We start from the raw sequence: 18974 nt of genomic DNA, 5'->3' as shown, positions 1-18974 counted from the left end.
GGCTTTGCGCTATCATGACGCGCGATCGGCGGGGGATATGCGCGCATGGGGGGATTGGGTAGGGTCGGCTGGCTGGGACGGATGGGGGCCGCGGCACAGGGGGCGGGGATGCGCCTGCTGGATCTGATCCTGCCGCCCCGCTGCCTGGGGTGCGGCGAGGCGGTGGCGGCGGCCGGCACCCTGTGCGGCACCTGCTGGCGGGGCGTCACCTTCATCACGGCGCCACAGTGCGCCGGCTGCGGCCGGCCGTTTCCCCACGACATGGGGGACGGCGCCCTCTGCGCCATCTGTGTCGCGGCGCCGCTGGCCTTCGGCCGCCTGCGCGCCGCCGTGCTTTACGATGATGCCAGCCGCCCCCTGATCCTGGGCTTCAAGCACGGCGACCGGACGGAGGCTGCCCCCCTGCTGGCCAGCTGGATGGCCAGGGCGGGGGCCGACCTGCTGGCCGAGGCCGATGTCATCGCGCCCGTGCCGCTGCACCGCTGGCGCCTGTTCGCCCGTCGCTACAACCAGGCGGCCCTGCTGGCCCTGCGGCTGGGGCGGCTGACGGGGGTGGGGGCGGTGCCCGACCTGTTGGTGCGCCGCCGTCGCACCCCCAGCCAGGGCAGCTTGTCGCGGCAGGGGCGGGCGCGCAACGTGGCCGGCGCCTTCGCCCTTCGCCCCGGCCGCCCGGTGGCGGGCCTGCGGGTGGTGCTGGTGGACGACGTCTACACCACGGGCGCCACGGCGGCGGAATGCGCCCGGGTCCTTACGCGGGCCGGCGCCGTGCGGGTGGACGTCCTGGCCCTGGCCCGGGTGTTGAAGGAGGAGATGATTTAGAATCCCTCTAAAATCAGGGCAGGGTTGCGCACCCATCCTTGGCGCTGGCCGACGATTGCGCCAATATCATGTGCAAGACCTCGCAACAGGAGTTCGGGCCCATGCCCCGCGTTGAGATCTATACCAGCCCCTATTGCCCGTACTGCCACCGCGCCAAGCGGCTGCTGGATGCCAAGGGCGTGCAGTATGAGGAGATCGACGTCATCGCCAACCCGTCGCGCAAGCCGGAGATGATCCAGCGCGCCGACGGCCGCACCACCGTGCCCCAGATTTTCGTGGATGACGAAGGGCTGGGCGGCTGTGATGACATCCATGCGCTGGACCGCGCCGGCGCGCTGAACGCGAAGCTGGGCCTCGGTTCCGCGGCAGGGGCCGCCTGACCGTGGCGCCGGCGCCCTCCACCGGCACCCTGCGCGCGGCGGTCCTGCAGATGACCGCCGGGCCCGAGATCGCGGCCAACATGGACGCGGCGGCGGTGCTGCTGCGCCAGGCCAGGGACCAGGGGGCGCAGCTGGCCACCCTGCCGGAGAACGTGGCCCGCATGGTCCAGGGGCGGGAGCGGGTGCTGGCCGGCGCCTTTGAGGAAGGGACGCACCCGGCGCTCAGCCGCTTCCGCGACCTGGCGGCCGAGACGGGCTTGTGGCTCATGACCGGGACCCTGGCCTGCCTGACCGAGGATGGCCGGGCGGCCAACCGCTGCTTCGTCATCGATCCGGCCGGCCAGGTGCTGGCGCGGTACGACAAGCTGCACATGTTCGACGTGGAACTGGCGAATGGGGAGCGCTATCGCGAAAGCGCCACCTTCCGCCCCGGCGACGCCGCCCGCGTGGTCGACACCCCCTGGGGTGTCCTGGGCCTGACCATCTGTTACGACATGCGCTTCCCCCAGCTGTACCGGGCCTTGGCCAAGGGTGGGGCCCGCATCATCACCGTGCCTTCCGCCTTCACCGTGCCCACGGGGCGCGCCCACTGGCACGTGCTGCTGCGCGCGCGGGCCATCGAAACCGGCTGCTGGATCCTGGCCCCCGCCCAGGTCGGCACCCATGACGGCGGCCGCCTGACCTATGGCCATGCCCTGATCGTCAGCCCCTGGGGCGAGGTGGTGGCCGACGCCGGCGGCGAGGCCCCGGGCGTCATCGTGGCCGACCTGGACCTGTCCAAGGTGGACGAGGCCCGCGGCATGGTGCCCAGCCTGCTGCACGACCGGGGGTTCGAGGGGCCGTGACCTGTCAGGGTTTGCCGATGAGGGCTGTCGCTTTCCGACGGATCTCGGATAATTCCGCTGCGGTCAGCTTGCCCTTGAGTTCTGCTCTCCGCACCTGCCAGTCCAGGCTTTTCACCTGATCCGCCAGGACGGCCTGATCCTGCTGGGAGCCGATCAGGACCTCGAACGGATAGCCCTTGATCTGCGTCGTCATCGGGCAGCAGAGCATCAGGCTGGTACGCCGATTATAGCTGGCCGGGCTCAGCACTACGGCTGGCCGGTGTCCCGCTTGCTCATGCCCCGCCTGCGGGTTGAATTGCAGCCAGACGATGTCCCCGGCGTCCGGAACATAGGTCATCAAAGGGTTTCCTTGCCGACCATCGGGCCGAACGCGACTTCGGCATGAAGGTTTTCCGGCGTGATGCCGGCAACAAGGTCGGCGATGTCGTAATCATCCTTCCGCACCGGTTCGATGACGATGCGCCCATCCTCTTCCCGGATGTCGACGGTGGCGTCGATTTCCAGACCCACCGCTTCCATTACGGCGACGGGGATGCGGACGGAGGCGCTGTTTCCCCACTTCTTCACGGTCACGCGCATCCACGGCCTCCTGTCATTCCGGCGTTGGGTAAAGGTAAAGCGATGTGTCGACAATGTCGATACGCCTGCGTGCGGCCAAACAAAAAGGGCGGCACCCGTAAGGATGCCGCCCTTCATTCCGATACCGGAACAGTGCTTACTCGGCGACCTTCAGCACGCCGCGGCGGATCTGGTCGCGCTCCATGCTGACGAACAGGGCGCGGAAGTTGCCTTCGCCGAAGCCCTCGTCGCCCTTGCGCTGAATGATCTCGAAGAAGATCGGGCCGATGGCCGTCTCGGTGAAGATCTGCAGCAGATAGCGGTTGTCCTTGCCGTCCAGCAGGATGCCGCGCCTCTTCAACTCCTCCACCGGCTGGCCGTGGCCGGGCAGGCGCTCTTCCAGCATTTCGTAGTAGGTGTCGGGCGGCGGGGTCATGAACTTCACGCCCGCTTCCTTCAGCTTGTCCCAGGTGGCGATGATGTCATCGGTCAGCAGGGCGATGTGCTGGATGCCCTCGCCCTTGTAGGCCTCGATGAACTCCTGGATCTGGTCCAGCTTGTCGGCGCCCTGCTCCGACTTCGACTCGTTGATCGGGATGCGGATCTTGCCGCAGGGCGCGGTCAGCGCCCGGCTGGTCAGGCCGGTGTACTCACCCGTGATGTCGAAGTAGCGGATCTGGCGGAAGCCGAAGATCTTGCCATAAAACTCCGAGATCGGGTCCATGCGGCCCTTGCGCACGTTGTGCGTCAGGTGGTCGATGACCGTCAGCCCGGCGCCCACCGGGTTCTGGTTGGCCCCGTCGACGGGCACGAAGTCGATATCGTAGATGCTGGGGCTGGTGTAGCGGTCCACCAGATACAGCAGGCTGCCGCCAATGCCTTCGATGGCCGGGATGTTCAGCTCCATCGGACCGACGGTGCCCTTCACTTCCTTGGCACCCTGGGCCACGGCATGCTTCAGGGCCTGGGCCGCGTCCTTCACGCGGAAGGCCATGGCGCAGGCGCTGGGGCCGTGTTCACGGGCGAAGCGCTGGGCCATGCTGTCCGGTTCGGCGTTCACGATGAAGTTGATGCCGCCCTGGCGGTACAGCGACACGTTCTTGGAACGGTGGCGGGCGACCTTGGTGAAGCCCATGGCCTCGAACAGCCGGCCCAGGGCCTCCGTGTCCTCCGCCGTGTATTCCACGAACTCGAAGCCATCGGTACCCAGCGTGTTCTCCCACAGATCGCCGCCGGCGACGGCCTCGGCGACGGGCGAGGAGGGGGTGGTGTCGGTCGGGGTGGACATGCGGGTCGCTCTCCCTGTTTGAAGCAACATTCCCGTCGATGATACGCCGGGTGGCCCGGCATTTCCTTGCGAAGTCTGCCGCGTTTGGCCAGGATTGGGCAATCTTGTGCTCAAGAAACACTTAAGGCGGCATCACTATGGGTAAATCCACGCTGGACGCGGCAGATCTACGCATCCTGGATACGCTGCAGCGCAATGGGCGCCTGTCCAATGTCGACCTGGCGGAGGCCGTGGGCTTGTCGCCGTCCCCCTGTCTGCGCCGGGTGAAGGATCTGGAGGACCAGGGTTATATCCAGGGCTACGCCGCCCTGTTGGATCGCCGCCGCCTGGGCCTGGGGGTCGTTGCCTTCGTCGAGGTCAAGATCGACCAGAACGCGGAAGGCGACGCCGTGTTCCGCCGCCTGGTCAGCCAGATACCGGAGGTGGTGTCCTGCTTCGTCATGACCGGCACCATGGACTATCTGGTGCAGGTGGTGGTGAGCGATTTGGAGGCCTTCGCCGAGGTGTCGATGAAGAAGCTGCTGCAGATCCCAGGGGTGAAGGACGTGCGTTCCAGTTTCGTGCTGGATGTGGTCAAGCACTCCACCGCCGTGCCCCTGCCGTCCGCCGCCGACTTGGCGCGGGACTGAAAATAGACCAAAGCACATCGTTGCCAAGAGAAACTTTAAAACGGCATGAAGTTGCCGGCGTGCCTATACGGTAGGGCATGATCGCAAGAAAATGGTGCTGATCCGGCGATAAAATGGTTCCAGACAACCAGCCAGGGAGCAGGGGCCATGAACAGCAGCACGCCCGTCGACACCGCCGGCAAGTCCGACACCCCGTTGCGGGGCGACTACAGCGCCATGGCCGCCGACTACACCGTGCCCCAGGGCTGGGAAAAGATAACGGTGGAGGAGCACGCCCGCTGGCGCACGCTGTATGACCGGCAGTCGGCCCTGCTGCCCCGCTATGCGGCACCGGAGTTCCTGCAGAGCCTGGAGCGGCTGAACGCCCGCGACGGCGTTCCCCATTTCGACCGCGCCAGTGGGCTGCTGGGCAAAGCCACGGGCTGGTCACTGGTGGCGGTGCCCGGCCTGCTGCCCAACGATGTCTTTTTCAATCACCTGGCGGAGAAGCGCTTCCCGGTGACCAACTGGATCCGCAACGCCGACGAGATGGATTATCTGGTGGAACCGGATGTGTTCCACGACTTCTTCGGCCACGTGCCCCTGCTGATGCACCCGGTCTTCGCCGACTATCTGCAAGCTTATGGCGCCAAGGGGGCGGAGGCCACGGCCCACGGCGGGCTGGAGCGTCTGGCGCGCCTCTACTGGTACATGGTGGAATTCGGCCTGATCAACACGCCCCAGGGCCTGCGCGCCTATGGCGCCGGCATGCTCTCGTCGCGCGGGGAGACGCAGTACTGCATCGAAAGCCCGGAGCCAAAGCGCGTGGCCTTCGACCTGGAACGGGTGATGCGCACCCGCTACCGCATCGACGACTACCAGGAAACCTACTTCGTCCTGGACAGCTTCGACCAGCTGTTCCAGGCCACGGCGCGGGATTTCGTCCCGCTTTACGCCAAGCTGTCCGCCTTGCCGGACCTGCCGGCGGACCAGATCCAGCCGGGTGACAGGGTGTTCACCGTGGGCCGTCAGGCGGCCTAAGCAGGTTCCTCCAGATCGGGCCACACATGGCCCGGCCTGGAGAAACCTGCAGACTCTATGGTTCAGCAGATTTCCGAGCCCGCCCATGTGTGGGCGGAGTTCGGAAAGTCTGCTTAGCCCCTAAGGACTGGGGCGCAGGGTCTGGCCGATCATGGCGTAGGCGTCGTCGCTGGCGAGGAAGACGTAGGCCGGGGTGATGCCGGCCCAGTCCTCTTCCTCGCCATTCGCGTCGGCCGGCATGTGGCCGGGGCAGACGCAGTTGGCGGCGATGTCGTGTTCGCCGAACTCATGCACCAGGCTGCGGGTGAATCCCAGCAGGGCGGACGCGGCCGCGCCATAGGCCGTCATGCCCCGGGCACCTTCCATGGCGGTGCTGTCCACCGTGGTGACGATGCGGCCGTAGCCGCGCGCCCGCATCAGGGGAAGCAAATGGCGCACCATCAGGAAGGTGCTGCCCATGTTGGCCGCCATGGTGGCCTCGAACAACTCCAACGTCATGCCGTCGAAGGGCTGACGCAGGCGGAAGCCGGCGTTGTTGACCAGGATGTCAACATGGTCGAAGGCGGCGATGGCCGTCTCCGCCACGGTGTAGGCGCCGGAGGGCTGGGTGATGTCGGCCTGCACGACGATGGCGGTGCGAGCCAGCGCCTGGATCTGGCGGGCCGTTTCGGTGGCGGCCGGCGCCTCCTCCGGCAGCAGGTGGTGCAGGACGACGTTCGCGCCCTCCTGTGCCAGGGCGACGGCGATGGCGCGGCCCAGTCCGGCCGCCGCCCCCGTCACCACCGCCGTCCGGTCCGCCAAACGCCCCGCCCGCTGCATCACCGTCCCCAAGTCCAGGTTCAAGACCGGCGGATCAGGTCCGCTGGCGTGGAAAGAATAAGATCACGCGGGGGAAGCTTTTCCAGGAAGGCGGCGAAGCCACCGGTCTGCCCAGTTCCAGACCCGTCCCCGGCACCCCCCGCCTGTGCCTCATGATAAGCGTCGAACAGGTCCTCATACAGGCGCAAATCTTTCAATATTGCAATCTTTTGCTGGAGCGATGCTTGGCTGACCAGGGCCAGGTGCATCAGCAACAGGCCGTTGGGCGTCCAGTTGGGCTCCCGCATCAAGGGCAGCAGCACCAGGGTTTCGGTCCCGTTGGCGCCCCCCGACAGCATGCCCCGGCCCAGGCGCAGGACACGGCGCTTGCCACCCGTGGCCGGCGCCGGACTGTCGTGGCGGGAGGGCACGCCCTTGGCGCGGCCGCTGCGCTCCACCGCGCGCAGCAGCGGCGTGCCGTCGGCGCCATCCCCCGGGCCACCCGCCGGGTGGTAGCGCACGCCGCCCTCCACCCCGATGACCAGGGTGGACAGGGCGATCAGCAGTTGGCGCTCCGGCTCCGCCAGATCGGCGGGGGCGGCGCCCAGGTCGGCCAAGGCCCCCAGCAGCAGCGGGCTGATCTCCCGGCCAGGACGGGAAATGCCGACGGTCACCGTCTTGGCCTGGTGGCGGATGGTGTCGATGGGACGTGACGTCTCCTCGAACACCACGCGCAGCAGGTCCTGGCCGCGGGTGATCAGGGCCGCCCGCTCCGGTTTGCCACCGGGCGTGTCCAGCATGGGCAAGGCCGAGGTCAGTTTGGCCAGCCGTGCGGCGTAGCTGGCGGGCAGGGCCGCGTCCAGGTGCCCGTCGGCGATGCGGTCGATGATGGTGGCCAGGCTGGTGGCCACCGGCGTCACCGGCCGATCCGGATCGGCCAGCGCCTGGTCCAGGGCGGCCGACACCTCGCGGAAGGGGCGGGATTCGGCATCGATGGCCAGCGCGGCGTGGAAGCCCCACAGGTGGCCGGCCACCGTGGCCATGATGAAGTCCAGCCCGGCGCCGGCCGACGGCAGGTGGACCACCGCCTCGGCATAGGGGGCGAAGCAGGTTTCGCCCTTGGCGGCGAAGACGATGGGCTTGCCGTTGTGCGCCTTGAAGATGGCCACTTCCTTGGCTGTGTCCTGGGCCAGCAGCGGCGCCAGATCGTTGGCCACCACCAGGGTCAGGGGCTCGGTCGACAGGTCGATGTGCTTCTTGTCCTCGGTATAGTCGACCGGGATGGACTTGTAGCAGAGCTCCGACAGCTTGATGCGGATCTCCTCCGCCGCCACCTTGTTGGCGCCGTTGCCCACCACCGCCCAGTATCGGTTGCGCGGGGCGTAGGCCCTGGCGCAGGCGGCGATGGCGCCTTCGTCGTCCAGCACCTCCTGGATGCGCTGGGGCAGGGACTCCAGCGCCACCATCTCGTCATGGATCTGCTGGGCCGGCAGGGTGCCCAGCGCATCGGCCAGGCACAGCGCGGTCAGCTTGCCGGCCGCCACTTGGCTGTAGAAGGCCTTGGTGGAGGCCACCGCCATCTCGATGTCGCGGCCGTCGCTGGTGAACAGATGGCTGTCCGACTTGCGCACCAGGGGGCTGTTGCGGCGGTTGACGATGGCATGGATCCACGCGCCGGCGGCCCGGGCCAGGTCCACCGTGCGGTTGGTGTCGGTGGTGGTGCCGCTCTGGCTGATGGCGATGACCAGGGCGTCGTCCAGGTTTCTGCCGTCCAGGTTGGTGGACAGTTCCGAGGCCTTGGCACTGGTCACGGTCACCGGGGCCTTGTCCAGCGCCAGGCGGATCAGGTGCTCGATGCCCATGGCGGCGATGGCGGCGGTGCCCTGGCCGGTCACCAGGATGCGGCGGATGGGCGGCTTCGCCGGGTCGGCCAGGCGGGCACGCAAGGCCGTCCAGGGACCGGTGTCGTGCCCGCTGGCGGCGGCCAGGTCGAAGCTGACGCGGCGGTCCTGACGGCGGTAGCGGCCGGCCAGGGTCTTGCGCACGCTGGCCGGCGCCTCATGCACTTCCTTCTCGAAGAAATGGTCGTGCCGGCCGCGGAAGATGTCGCGGGAGAAGATCTCGATGGGGTCGGCCTTCAGCGGCGCGGCGGTACCGTCGTCCACCGTGCGGGCGGCCAGCGCCGGCTCACCCGCCTTGACCGACAGGGTGACGGCCAGGCCCCCGCGCTCCACCTGCGCCAGGGGGATGGAGCGGCGGGCCCGGGGTGCCAGGCCGTAGTTCTCCGACGCCACGATCAGGCCGTCGTCGACCTCGGCCACGAACAGGCTCTGGCCGCTGCCCTTCTGGCCCAGCTGCAGCCGTTCCGGATCGGTGGGGTGCTGCAGGATGACGGCCATGGACCCGTCCAGCCGCCGGATGGTGGTCAGGAAGCGGTCGGCGTTGCCGCCGCCATTGCCCGTCGCGCCCTCCAGGCGGAACAGCACGGGGATGACCTTGGTGTCAGTGGTCACCTCGGTGGGCAGGCTGTGGCCCGTGCCCTCGATGGCGGTCTCGGTCAGGGCCCGGTAGTTGTCGATGTCGCCGTTCAGCGCCACCATGGCGTCGGCATCGGGGCTCAGCGCCGTGACGCCTTTGCCCGCGCCATCTTCGTTGAGCAGGCGGGCGTTCATGGGGTGGCAGTTGGCCAGGCTGATGGCGCCATGCGAGGCCCAGCGGGTGTGGGCGATGGCGCTGAAGCTGGCGGCGTGGCGCGCCACCTCCCACAGCACGGCGTCGGCGCGCATGCGGCCGCGCAGGAAGGCGCCGTTGTCGCCCAGGCGGCCGATCAGGGTCGCCACCTTGTAGGTGAAGCGCACGGTGGTGCGGCCGTCGGGCAGGGCGTGCAGCGCCAGGCCCTCATGCCGGTCGCCCACGGCCAGGCGCTCGGTCGCGGCCGCCCGCAGGGCGGCGGGCAGGTCGTCCAGGGTGTAGCGGTGGTCGATGGTGATCTGCAGGGCGATGCCGGCGCTGTCGCGGCCGCGCACCTCCAGCCGGTCCAGGTTCTCCAGCACCTGTTCCGCGGCCCAGGCGACGGCGTGCTGAGGCCGGGTGGAGGCCGCGCCCTCCGGCAGCAGGGCCAGGGTGCGGCCGATGTTGCCCAGCACCTCGGTGCGCAGCTGCCAGGAATAGTCGCGCAGGCGCTCGGCCGTGCGTTCCACCGCCACGTCGCGCGCGGCGTCGCCGGACCGCAGCGCCGCCTCCAGCGCGTCGACACGGTCGGCCACGGCCGTCAGCAGGGCGGCGGTGGTGGGATCGGCCACGGCGGCCATGTGGGTGGGGAAGGACATCAGCGCGGTGAAGCGCGCCACCAGCCCGTCCAGCGCGGCATCGATGGCGGCGGGCGCGTTGGCGCTGTCCAAACGATCGGCGGCCAGATCATCGGCCACGGCCTTCAGCCAGGACAGGTCCGCCGTACGGGTCCAGTTGCGATTACCCAGGAAACCGGCGATGCCGCACATCTTTCACCTCACTCGAAACAGACCGCAGTCATAGTCCAGGCCGGGCCCGGGGCGGAAGGCGGAAAACGTAACGTTACACATGCGGTGTCGGCCATTCCTGGTACGATCGCGGGTGGGGTGGCTTCACGGCGGTCGGACCGCTATGGTGCCCGCCTGGCCCCGACCTCCGACCCCGGAACGATCCGCATGACCATCACCCTGTGGCACAATCCCAAATGCTCCACCTCCCGCCGGGTGCTGGCCGACCTTCAGGCCGGCGGGCACGATGTCCGGGTGGTGGAATACCTGAAGACGCCGCCGGACCGCGCCGCCCTGGCCGACATGCTCACGGCCATGAAGGCACGCCCGGCGGACATCCTGCGCCGGCGGGGCAATGACGAGCTGCTGGCCGGCGAACCAGCCGGCGGCTATGGCGACGACGCCCTGCTGGACCTCATGGCGCAACATCCCATCCTGATCGAGCGCCCCATCGCCCGCAGCCCCAAGGGCGCCGTGCTCTGCCGGCCGGTGGAACGGCTGGCGGAAGTACTCTGATCGTACTGAAGTGCCTATGAATTGCGGCGGAAGCTTGGCGCCCGGCCAATGAGGAACAAGCTCAACGCGGCGCGGCCGCCAACGGCACGGTGAAGCTGACGGTGGTGCCGGCGCCGGGCTGGCTGTTGATGGCCAGCACGCCGCCGTGGCGGGCCACCAGGTCGCGCACCAGGGTCAGGCCCAGGCCGGTGCCCACCTCGCCCAGGGTCCCGGGGCGGCTGTCCTGCGCCTCGCGGCGGTATAGCTGGTCCAGGTGCTCAGGGTCCATGCCGATGCCCCGGTCGCTGACCGCGATCTCCAGCCGGTCACCCAGTGCGCGGGAGGTCACCTGGACGCCCTGGTTGGGGTGGCTGAACTTGATGGCGTTGGCCAGCAGGTTGCGCAGGATGGCCAGCACCATGGTGCGGTCGGCCAGGATGTGGCGGTCGCCCGAGGCGTCCAGGATGCGGATGCCCTTCGCGTCCGCCGTGGGGCCCAGGTCGTGGATTGCGGCGGCCACCACCTCACCCAGCGGCATGACGGACGGGCTGAAGGGCGTGCCCGACATCTGCACCCGGGACCAGTTCAGCAGGTTGTCCAGCAGGGTGTGGGCGGTGACGGCGCTCTGGTGCACGGATGCGGCGAAGTCGGCCACGTCCGCCGGCGCCATGCGTGTGCCATGGTCCGCCAGTTCCTTGGTCATGCCCAGCAGCACGTTGAACGGTCCGCGCAGGTCGTGGGAGATCAGGGAGAAGAAGCGCGTCTTTTCCCGGTTCAGGAAGTCCAGCTCGTCATGGGCGGCGCGCAGTTCGGCCAACGCCTGCTCCGTGGCCGACCGCGCCTCGCGCTCCGCCGCGGCCGACCGTTCCTGCGAGCGCACCATGCGGCGCACCACCATGTTGAACAGCAGCACCACCGCCAGCAGCACGCTGGAGAAGCCCGCCATGGAACCGGCGGTATGCAGGACCAGCGACCAGGTCAGGGCGGAACGGGGGGCCACGTGCACCAGGCGCCAGGGGGCGTTGGCCAGGGGGCGGACGGTGACGATGTAGCCCGCGTGCTCGGTGGTGGTCGCCTCCTTGGTCATCGTGGCCGTCGGGCCCAAAGGCGTGGGGCCGCCCGGCTGGAACAGATCGGCCGGCGGGCTGCCCGTGGAGGACAGCACGCGGTCATCGGATCCCAGCAGCAGGACGGCGCCGCCGGCGGTGTTCAGCGGCAGGGCCAGCAGGGCGGGATCCAGGTCGAAGGCGACCACGCCCAGGAAACGGCCCTGATCGTCGATGGGGGCGGCGACGGCGGCCTGCGCCGCCGACGTCTCCGTCCACAGGATGCGGCCGGCTGGGTTGGCCGCCTGGGTGGACAGGCGGTAGGCGCCACGATCGAAGGCGGTGGCCATCAGTTCACGGGCGTTGTCCGTCGCGCGCCAGGGCGCCACCGCCACCAAACCCGATGTGGCGATGAAATAGCCCCGGGTGATGCCCGGCTGGGTGCGGACGTCCAGGGCCAACTGCTGGGCCAGCGCCACGGTGGCGGCGATGTCCGTCCGCCAGTGGGCATGGTCGGGCCGCGACAGGCCTTCGCGATGGGACACCGCCCGGTCCGAAAGGGCCAGCACGGCCGCCGCGGGGGGACCACCCAGGACGTCGGCGGGGGTGCCCGGCTGGCCGGTATGATCCAGGACCGTCACCTCCCCCTCACCCGCCTGGGCGACCGCGTCGAGGAAGCTGGGCACGAAGCCGGAGTCGGTCGGGGGCGGGGGCCGTAGCGACCGTCGCGTCCCTTCGCGCAGGCGGTTGATCCGGCCGGAAATGGCCGACAGCGTGCCGTCCAGGGCGATGGCCTGGATATCCATCTCCTGCCGGATCTCGGCGCGGCGGGAATTCAGGCCCCGGGTGAACTCGGCGTGCACGAACACCAGCGACAGGATGATGCCGGCGGCCAGCGACATATTGATCAGGCGGCCCGGGCCAATGGATTTTATCCATTCCGCCAGCCGTTTCATGGCCCCCCCGTTCCGATATCCCGTGCCCAAGGGCGCCCCGCCGCCTGTTCGGCCCCGCCTTTCCCGATCGCGCGGGATAGGAGGTGGCCCGTCCTTCCGGACGCTTATCATGGGGCCGCGGACGTGGCAATTGATGGCCGGGAACAGGGTGGTGCCGGGTGGCGCGTGGCGGGAGGGGGTCCTTTGACGGTTCGCGCGTGCCGGTGTGCGCCAGGACACGCAAGGCGTGCCTTTCCCGTTCGGATAGGGCATGGTTGGCGCCAATCACGATGTATCGGACGGACGATGGGCGTGCGCGGCGGCGATGGGCGGGATCACGGTGGAACGCGGGTGGCGGCCGGTCCCCGCCGCGTCCTGGTGCTGCTCTCGACCCTGCTGTTGCTGGTCGTGGCAGCGGTTCTGGGCACCTCCGCCGCCCGTGCGGGCGAGGTGGCGGTCACCGGCCCGGATCTGTCGCTAGGCGGGCATCTCGACATCCTGGAGGATCCCGGCCGGGCGCTGACCCTGGCGGACGTGATGTCAGGCCCGGCGGCGCGGCACTTCGTTCCCGCCACGCGGGACACGCCCGGCTTCGCCCGCACGCGCTCCGCCTACTGGGCGCGCGTCACCCTGGACAATCCCACCGATGCCCCCCTGAACCGCCTGCTGGTCTTCGCCTATCCCTACTACCGGGCGCTGGACCTCTACGCCTTTTCCGGCGACGGGCTGGAGCCGGCGGAACAGCGCCATGTGGCCGAGGGCGCGGCGGTGCGCGGCACCGACATCCCCCACCGCTATCCCGTCTTCACGCTGACGCTGCCGCCGGGGCGGACGGTGCTGTACCTGAGGGTGGAGCACTACTTCGCCTCCTTCGCGCTCTACCTGCGCACCAGCGACGCCCAGGCGCAGGTGGACCGGCGCGACATCCTGCTGCATGGCCTGACCTTCGGCGTCCTCATCATTGCCGCCGCCTATCAGTTCGCCCTGGTGGTGATGGCGGGGGTGGAGGTGGGGGTGACGCTGCTGTTCTACGCCCTGATCACGCTCGCCTACATCTACGGCCAACTGGGTTATCCCTGGGAACACCTGCCGGCGGACCTGGCCAGCCACTATTATCGCGAGGTGGTGGGCACCCTGCCCGTGGCCGTGGGCCAGATATTCGCCGTGCAGTTCCTGGATCTGCGGCGGCGCCAACCCTGGATCGCCCGGCTGCTGTTGCTCTCCACCGGCCTGCTGATCCTGGACACGCCCGTGCATTACCTGGATCCCGCCCGCGGCTCCGGCATCGCCCAGGTGCTGGCGCTGATGGGGTCGGCGTTGGCGCTGACGGCGGCGGTGCGGGATCTGCGCCGGTCCGTGAACGCCCGCTTCTTCCTGCTGGGCTTCCTGCCCATCATGGGGGTGGCGGTCGTATGGTCGCTGCGCGCCGGCGGCGTGCTGCCGGCCGCCATCTGGACCGAGGCGGCGCTCTACGCCCCCAACGCCATCGGCCTGGTGCTGCTGACCTTCGGCGTGGCCTACCGTATCGGCAAGGAGCGGGAGGAGCGGGAACGTGCCTTGGAAGCCAGCGAGGCGGCCCTGCGCCGCGCCAACGACGAGCTGGAGGACAGGGTTCGCACCCGCACGGCGGAGCTGAGCGACAGCCTGGAAAAGCTGAAGCGCTCGCAGGACGCCCTGGTGCAGTCGGAGAAGCTGGCCTCGCTGGGTCAACTGGTGGCGGGCGTGGCGCATGAGATCAACACCCCCATCGGCGTGACCCTGACCACGGCATCCCATGTTTCCGAACGGGTGACGGCCATCGACCATCTGGTGCGCGACGGCCGCCTGCGCCGCAGCGACCTGATGGACTTCATGGGGGAACTGACGGAATCCGCCCGTCTGATGTTGGCCAATATCGGCCGCGCCGCCACCCTGATCCAGAGTTTCAAGCAGGTGTCGGCCGACCAGAGTTCCGAGGAACGGCGGCGGGTGGAGCTGTGCGCCTATATGGAAGAGGTGGTGGCCAGCCTGGGTCCCAACCTGCGGCGCCATGGCCACATGGCGGAGGTGGTCTGCCAAGGGCCGGTGGAGCTGGAAACCTATCCGGGCCTGTTGGCCCAGGTGCTGACCAACTTCGTTTCCAATTCCATCCTGCACGGGTACGACGCTGGCGTGCGCGGCCGCATCACCCTGACCGCCCGCCGGCTGGCGCCGGAGGGGGATGGCGCCGGTGGGGCGGAGGTGGTCTACCAGGACGATGGCCGGGGCATACCGGCGGCCATCCTGCCACGCATCTTCGATCCGTTCTTCACCACGCGGCGGGGGGCCGGCGGCACCGGCCTGGGCCTCAACATCGTCTACAACCTGGTGACGCACCGCCTGAAGGGCACGGTACGCGCCGCCAGCGAGGCCGGGGCCGGCACCCGCTTCACCTTGGTGCTGCCCGATCTGGCGGCCCGGGACCTGGGCCTGAGCGACGACCCGCGGGACGGGGTGGATGGTGATGCGGAGGCGCCGGATGGTAGCGCCCCGGATGGCGCCGCCACCGATGGGGCACCCCATACACCTGATACCCTGGTGGGGACGGGGATGGCGCGTTAAGCTAAGGGCCAGGAGCCGCTTTCAGGGACCACCCCAATGCGCATGAAGAAGGAGGTCAATCACGGTGCCCTGCTGCGTGAGCTGGCGGGGTCGCTGTCGTCGACGGTGACGTCCTTCGAACAGATGTCCGCGCGCCCGGCCCAGTCCTTCCCGGATTACAAGAAGGCGCGCAGCGTCTATCACGAAATCCAGGCGATGATCTTCACCATCGGCGACAAGGCCGACAGCCGGCCCAACGACGCCCCGCGGGAGCTGAAGTCGTGGCTGATCCGCATGCGCCTGCGGTCCATCGCCGCCTTCACCCGAGTCAGCCTGGCCTTCTTCCGCAATCCGCCGCAGCTGCTGGTCCACGCCCTGGGCGCCTACGAGATCCTGCAGCATGAGCGGGAGGCCTTCACCAAGGTGCTGACCGACTACGACATGATGCTGTTCGAGGCCGGTATCGACGACAAGACGGCGGATGAGCTGGACCGTGTGCGTGTCAACATGGAAGAGGTGGTGCAGCGGCTGGAAAACCTGCTGAAGACCGCGCCACCGCAGCTGACCGTGTTCTGACGATCGGGCCCTTCAAGTCTTGGGAAGAGTGACGGCCCCAAGAACTCGTCCGCCCTGTCTTGTACGTCTGTGCCGCTCACGGCGGGGTGCTGGGGCCACACCGTGCTGTTTCCGGGGCGCATCGGTCAAAAAATTTCATCAGCGCGGGCCGGCGCGATGCTGCCTTAAGCCTTGATCTTCCGCGCTAATTGCTTTCTTGTCGCACCTAACGGCCGCGCATCGGCCGCGGGGTCCCCGGGGCATCGGGGATGGGGGCCCGGCAACACGCCCCGCCGCACGGGGTCAAGGGAGAAGTGCCCATGGAACAAGTTAAAAAGCCCTGGTACTCGGTTCTATACTTCCAAGTCCTGATCGCCATCGTCCTGGGCATCATCGTCGGCTATGTCTGGCCGTCCTTCGGCGCGTCGCTGAAGCCCCTTGGGGATGGCTTCATCAAGTTGGTGAAGATGATGATCGCGCCTGTCATCTTCTGCACGGTGGTCAGCGGCATCTCCGCCATGACCGACATGAAGAAGGTTGGCCGCGTGGGCGGCAAGGCGCTGATTTATTTCGAGGTCATCTCCACCTTCGCCCTGGTCATCGGCCTGCTGGTGGGTGAGTTCGTGCGTCCCGGCAACGGCATGAATGTCGACCCCCACACCCTGGACGCCAAGTCGGTGGCCACGTATGTGGACAAGGCGGCGAAGGATACGGTGGCCGACCACATCCTGGGCATCATCCCCGACACCTATCTGGGCGCGCTGGGCGGCGGCGACCTGCTGCAGGTCCTGCTGATCGCCATCCTGACCGGGTTCGCCATCGCCCACCTGGGTGACTATGGCAAGCCGGCCACGGTGGTCATCGAGCGCCTGTCGAAGATCTTCTTCCGCATCATCCACATGGTGGTGCGCCTGGCCCCCATCGGCGCCTTCGGCGCCATGGCCTTCACCATCGGCAAGTACGGCGTCGCCGCGCTGATCAACCTCGGCATGCTGATCGGCAGCTTCTATCTGACCAGCCTGCTGTTCGTGCTGGTGGTGCTGGGCACCGTCGCCTGGCTGTGCGGCTTCTCCATCCTGCGCTTCATCAACTACATCAAGGCGGAACTGCTGATCGTCCTGGGCACGTCCTCGTCCGAGACGGTGCTGCCGCAGATGATGGAGAAGATGGAGCGTCTGGGCTGCGCCCGGCCCGTGGTCGGCCTGGTCATCCCGTCCGGCTACAGCTTCAACCTGGACGGCACCAACATCTACATGACCCTGGCCACCCTGTTCCTGGCCCAGGCGACCGGCACCCACCTGACCTTCGGCCATCTGATCACCATCCTGCTGGTGGCCATGCTGACCTCCAAGGGCGCCAGCGGCGTCACGGGCGCCGGCTTCATCACGCTGGCCGCCACGCTGGCGGTGGTGCCGGACATTCCCATCGCCTCGCTGACCCTGCTGGTGGGCATCGACCGCTTCATGAGCGAATGCCGCGCCCTGACCAACCTGGTGGGCAATGGCGTCGCCACCGTCGCCGTCAGCAAGTGGGAAAAGGAGCTGGACGAAAAGCGCCTGCATGCCGAACTGGCGGCCGGGCCAACAGCGGCCTGACATCCCGCGTCGTCCGGTCCGCTTCCTGGAGCGGATGATATCAAGACACCATGCTGTGAATGAAACAGGCCCCGGCTCGACGATCCGGGGCCTGTTTGCTTTTTGGGGAGGGGGCGTCAGTCGCGAATGCAGCTTTCCGTGCCGGTGTTCCCGCCCTTGTAGGCTTCCTCATAGTAGAACTTGTCGAAGCGGAGCTTGCCGTCCTTGGTTTTGGCCACCTTGGCGATGCCGGTGCCGTAGTCCTGGGTGGCCGGGTCCTCGTGCGCGAAGGTGATGGCCATGACGTCGCCGTCGGCGGTGGCCACGCCGCGATAAGTGCCGTAGTTCGGCACCTCCATCTTGAAGTGATAGCCGGCGCGTACCCCGTGGGATTGCGCCTTGTCCATCTCCAGCGTCACGGTGGAGGTGTAGGGCCCCTCGTGCCCGTCCACGCCCGTGCAGGCATAGGTGCCGCTGAGGTCGCGACCGGTGAAGGGCACCGGTGTCTGGGCGAGGGCCGTCGGTGTCAGGAAAAGCGAAACGGCGGCATACGCCACCCCAAGAAACTGCCGCATATCGGAAATATCCCCGTCCAATTGTGGCCGGGTTGTCTCATGCGGTCGCGAGCGCGATCAAGCCCGCCTATGGAAGGAGATTACATCCCGGCCATTACGCCCCCGGCCATTACGCCCCGGCTTTCACGCCCACTGGCGGACGCGGCCGGTGTCGACGTGGACGAAGTGGGACTTGGGATAATAGCCGACGCCGCCCTGCTTCAGTTCCACCGCCACCTGGCGGATGCGGGCCAGGGGCTTGCTGGCCAGGTCCAGGTCGATGGCCTTGCCTTCCATGTGCATGCTGTGGCTGGCGACACCTTCGCTGTTGGCGGCCAGCATGGCGTTGGTCTTGGGGCAGCGGTAGCCGCAGATGACCTGGATGGTGTCGTTGCTGTGCAGGCGGCGCTGCATCTGGAACATCAGGTCCAGCAGCTTCGGGTCCATGGCGATGGTCTGGTTGGTCCGCCAGTCGCGCAGGATGGCGTTCACGTCGTGCAGCGCGGTCGGCAGGTACTTGCCGTCAGACCAGTAGGTGACCTTCAGCTTCTCCCCAGTGTGCAGATGGTTGAACGCCAGCACACGGCGGTTGTCGGACCCGGCGCGGGTGGCGGCGCGGGCGTTGGACCAGTCACCATGCATCAGGTTGCCGTGGGCGGCGCTGTGGCCGTGGCCGGTGTGGTGGTTCTTGGAAACGGCCTTGGCCAGGGCGGGCAGCGGATCGACCACGCCCCCCACCAGGGCGGCGCCGGCGGCCAGCTTGGCGAACCCGGCCAGAAGGCCACGGCGGGTGGGGACAGCGACGGTGGAGGCGACGGGGGACGCGTCAGGGACGGTGGGGGTGTCGCAGCCAATAATAGGCAAACGCGCCGCGGCGTGCCGTTCGTCCATTCCGGATGTCCCCATCTGTCTTGCCGAAGACCCGCGTCACTAGCAGGGCTGGGCTGCAGTCTGTGACAACGGGGTATGAATAAGCAAGCCTGAAATGAGGCAAAAATTTGATGAACCTGTGACCGCTACCGGGGCGAAGCGTGGCGTGGCGCCTTTGCAACCGCTTTCGAAACGGTCACAATCCGTTCATCCCCGGCGACGGTCCGTCCTTCGGTCAACGCGTTTGGTTGGTAGTCGCCGCCGCTGGCGTCGGGGCCACCGGACCAGAGGGGGCCTGGGTGGGGGCTGGGGTGGAGGCGGCCCCGCCGTGTTGTTCCTGCGCCGAAGGCTTTGGAGTCTCAGGCGCTTTGGTCGCGCCGCCAGAAGCCGCCGTCGCGGGGGCGGCCGGGGCGGCATTGGGCGCACTGCCCGGCGTGTGGGCTGCCGGCTGGGTGGCGGCGGGCACCACCGGCTTGCACGTGCGGGGGCCGTTCAGGGCGGCCAGCTCGCGGGCGTCTCGCCCATAGATGT

17 protein-coding genes and 1 pseudogene are annotated in these 18974 nt (G+C 68.3%); 9 read left to right on the top strand and 9 right to left on the bottom strand.

Annotated features, from left to right (window positions below):
- Nucleotides 1-108 precede the first annotated feature (108 nt).
- The 3 genes from I55_RS28480 to I55_RS28470 all read left to right on the top strand — a co-directional run bounded on the left by I55_RS28480 (nucleotide 109) and on the right by I55_RS28470 (nucleotide 2044).
- Complete coding sequence (locus tag I55_RS28480; protein ID WP_307718736.1) at nucleotides 109-819, top strand: ComF family protein; 711 nt, start codon at nucleotides 109-111, stop codon at nucleotides 817-819.
- A 101-nt stretch (nucleotides 820-920) separates the two neighbouring features.
- Nucleotides 921-1199 carry a glutaredoxin 3 gene (gene grxC / locus I55_RS28475; RefSeq protein WP_044564167.1) on the top strand — a complete coding sequence of 93 codons (279 nt, stop codon included), beginning with the start codon at nucleotides 921-923 and terminating at the stop codon, nucleotides 1197-1199.
- The gene (locus I55_RS28470; protein WP_083901496.1) at nucleotides 1196-2044 is read left to right on the top strand and encodes a nitrilase-related carbon-nitrogen hydrolase; all 849 of its coding nucleotides are present in this window, start codon (nucleotides 1196-1198) and stop codon (nucleotides 2042-2044) included. Before grxC ends, I55_RS28470 begins: the two co-directional genes overlap by 4 nt.
- Before the next feature lie 4 nt (nucleotides 2045-2048).
- On the opposite strand, the gene mazF is transcribed toward I55_RS28470, so the two are convergent.
- The 3 genes from mazF to hppD form a co-directional block, all read right to left on the bottom strand.
- A complete protein-coding gene (mazF, locus tag I55_RS28465) occupies nucleotides 2049-2384 on the bottom strand; it encodes an endoribonuclease MazF (RefSeq protein WP_083901495.1) in 336 nt (111 codons plus the stop codon).
- Entirely contained in the window at nucleotides 2381-2623 is a 243-nt protein-coding gene (locus I55_RS28460) for an AbrB/MazE/SpoVT family DNA-binding domain-containing protein (RefSeq protein ID WP_044564100.1), read from the bottom strand. Before I55_RS28460 ends, mazF begins: the two co-directional genes overlap by 4 nt.
- Nucleotides 2624-2759: 136 nt before the next feature.
- The gene (gene hppD, locus I55_RS28455) at nucleotides 2760-3890 is read right to left on the bottom strand and encodes a 4-hydroxyphenylpyruvate dioxygenase (protein WP_044564099.1); all 1131 of its coding nucleotides are present in this window, start codon (nucleotides 3888-3890) and stop codon (nucleotides 2760-2762) included.
- Nucleotides 3891-4027: 137 nt separating this feature from the next.
- Between hppD and I55_RS28450 the strand changes: the two genes are divergently transcribed.
- Nucleotides 4028-4519 carry an Lrp/AsnC family transcriptional regulator gene (locus I55_RS28450; protein WP_044564098.1) on the top strand — a complete coding sequence of 164 codons (492 nt, stop codon included), beginning with the start codon at nucleotides 4028-4030 and terminating at the stop codon, nucleotides 4517-4519.
- A gap of 147 nt (nucleotides 4520-4666) precedes the next feature.
- Entirely contained in the window at nucleotides 4667-5539 is an 873-nt protein-coding gene (gene phhA, locus I55_RS28445; RefSeq protein ID WP_044564097.1) for a phenylalanine 4-monooxygenase, read from the top strand.
- 120 nt (nucleotides 5540-5659) lie between these two features.
- Here phhA and I55_RS28440 read toward each other — a convergent pair whose 3' ends face one another.
- Nucleotides 5660-6382: an SDR family NAD(P)-dependent oxidoreductase gene (locus I55_RS28440; protein WP_044564096.1), complete on the bottom strand. Its 723-nt coding sequence runs from the start codon at nucleotides 6380-6382 to the stop codon at nucleotides 5660-5662.
- Nucleotides 6379-9837, bottom strand: a complete 3459-nt coding sequence (locus I55_RS28435) for an SIS domain-containing protein (protein ID WP_049974602.1) — start codon at nucleotides 9835-9837, stop codon at nucleotides 6379-6381. Before I55_RS28435 ends, I55_RS28440 begins: the two co-directional genes overlap by 4 nt.
- 186 nt (nucleotides 9838-10023) lie before the next feature.
- On the opposite strand from I55_RS28435, the gene I55_RS28430 reads away from it, so the two are divergent.
- Nucleotides 10024-10371: an ArsC/Spx/MgsR family protein gene (locus tag I55_RS28430; protein ID WP_044564095.1), complete on the top strand. Its 348-nt coding sequence runs from the start codon at nucleotides 10024-10026 to the stop codon at nucleotides 10369-10371.
- 61 nt (nucleotides 10372-10432) lie between these two features.
- Here I55_RS28430 and I55_RS33655 read toward each other — a convergent pair whose 3' ends face one another.
- Complete coding sequence (locus I55_RS33655; protein ID WP_049974601.1) at nucleotides 10433-12352, bottom strand: ATP-binding protein; 1920 nt, start codon at nucleotides 12350-12352, stop codon at nucleotides 10433-10435.
- A gap of 285 nt (nucleotides 12353-12637) precedes the next feature.
- On the opposite strand from I55_RS33655, the gene I55_RS33650 reads away from it, so the two are divergent.
- The 3 genes from I55_RS33650 (at nucleotide 12638) to I55_RS28410 (ending at nucleotide 17040) form a co-directional block, all read left to right on the top strand.
- Nucleotides 12638-14911 (top strand): sensor histidine kinase, encoded by a 2274-nt coding sequence (locus tag I55_RS33650; protein WP_049974600.1) that lies wholly within the window; start codon nucleotides 12638-12640, stop codon nucleotides 14909-14911.
- Nucleotides 14912-14947: 36 nt separating this feature from the next.
- Nucleotides 14948-15466 (top strand): hypothetical protein, encoded by a 519-nt coding sequence (locus I55_RS28415; protein ID WP_044564094.1) that lies wholly within the window; start codon nucleotides 14948-14950, stop codon nucleotides 15464-15466.
- Nucleotides 15467-15765: 299 nt separating this feature from the next.
- Nucleotides 15766-17040: a dicarboxylate/amino acid:cation symporter gene (locus I55_RS28410; RefSeq protein ID WP_044564093.1), complete on the top strand. Its 1275-nt coding sequence runs from the start codon at nucleotides 15766-15768 to the stop codon at nucleotides 17038-17040.
- Between the two features lie 116 nt (nucleotides 17041-17156).
- Here the strand turns inward: I55_RS28410 and I55_RS28405 are convergent, their stop codons facing one another.
- The 3 genes and pseudogenes from I55_RS28405 to I55_RS38025 form a co-directional block, all read right to left on the bottom strand.
- The gene (locus I55_RS28405) at nucleotides 17157-17594 is read right to left on the bottom strand and encodes a hypothetical protein (protein WP_044564162.1); all 438 of its coding nucleotides are present in this window, start codon (nucleotides 17592-17594) and stop codon (nucleotides 17157-17159) included.
- A 123-nt stretch (nucleotides 17595-17717) separates the two neighbouring features.
- Nucleotides 17718-18464 carry a DUF882 domain-containing protein gene (locus I55_RS28400; protein WP_252181347.1) on the bottom strand — a complete coding sequence of 249 codons (747 nt, stop codon included), beginning with the start codon at nucleotides 18462-18464 and terminating at the stop codon, nucleotides 17718-17720.
- Nucleotides 18465-18678: 214 nt separating this feature from the next.
- Nucleotides 18679-18974: pseudogene (locus I55_RS38025) on the bottom strand (hypothetical protein); the annotation flags it as partial.

It is taken from the genome of Azospirillum sp. B4 (genome assembly GCF_000333275.1).
GTDB lineage: Bacteria > Pseudomonadota > Alphaproteobacteria > Azospirillales > Azospirillaceae > Nitrospirillum.
Note: the sequence above shows the minus strand (reverse complement) of the source record. Positions and strands in the feature narration are given on the sequence as shown.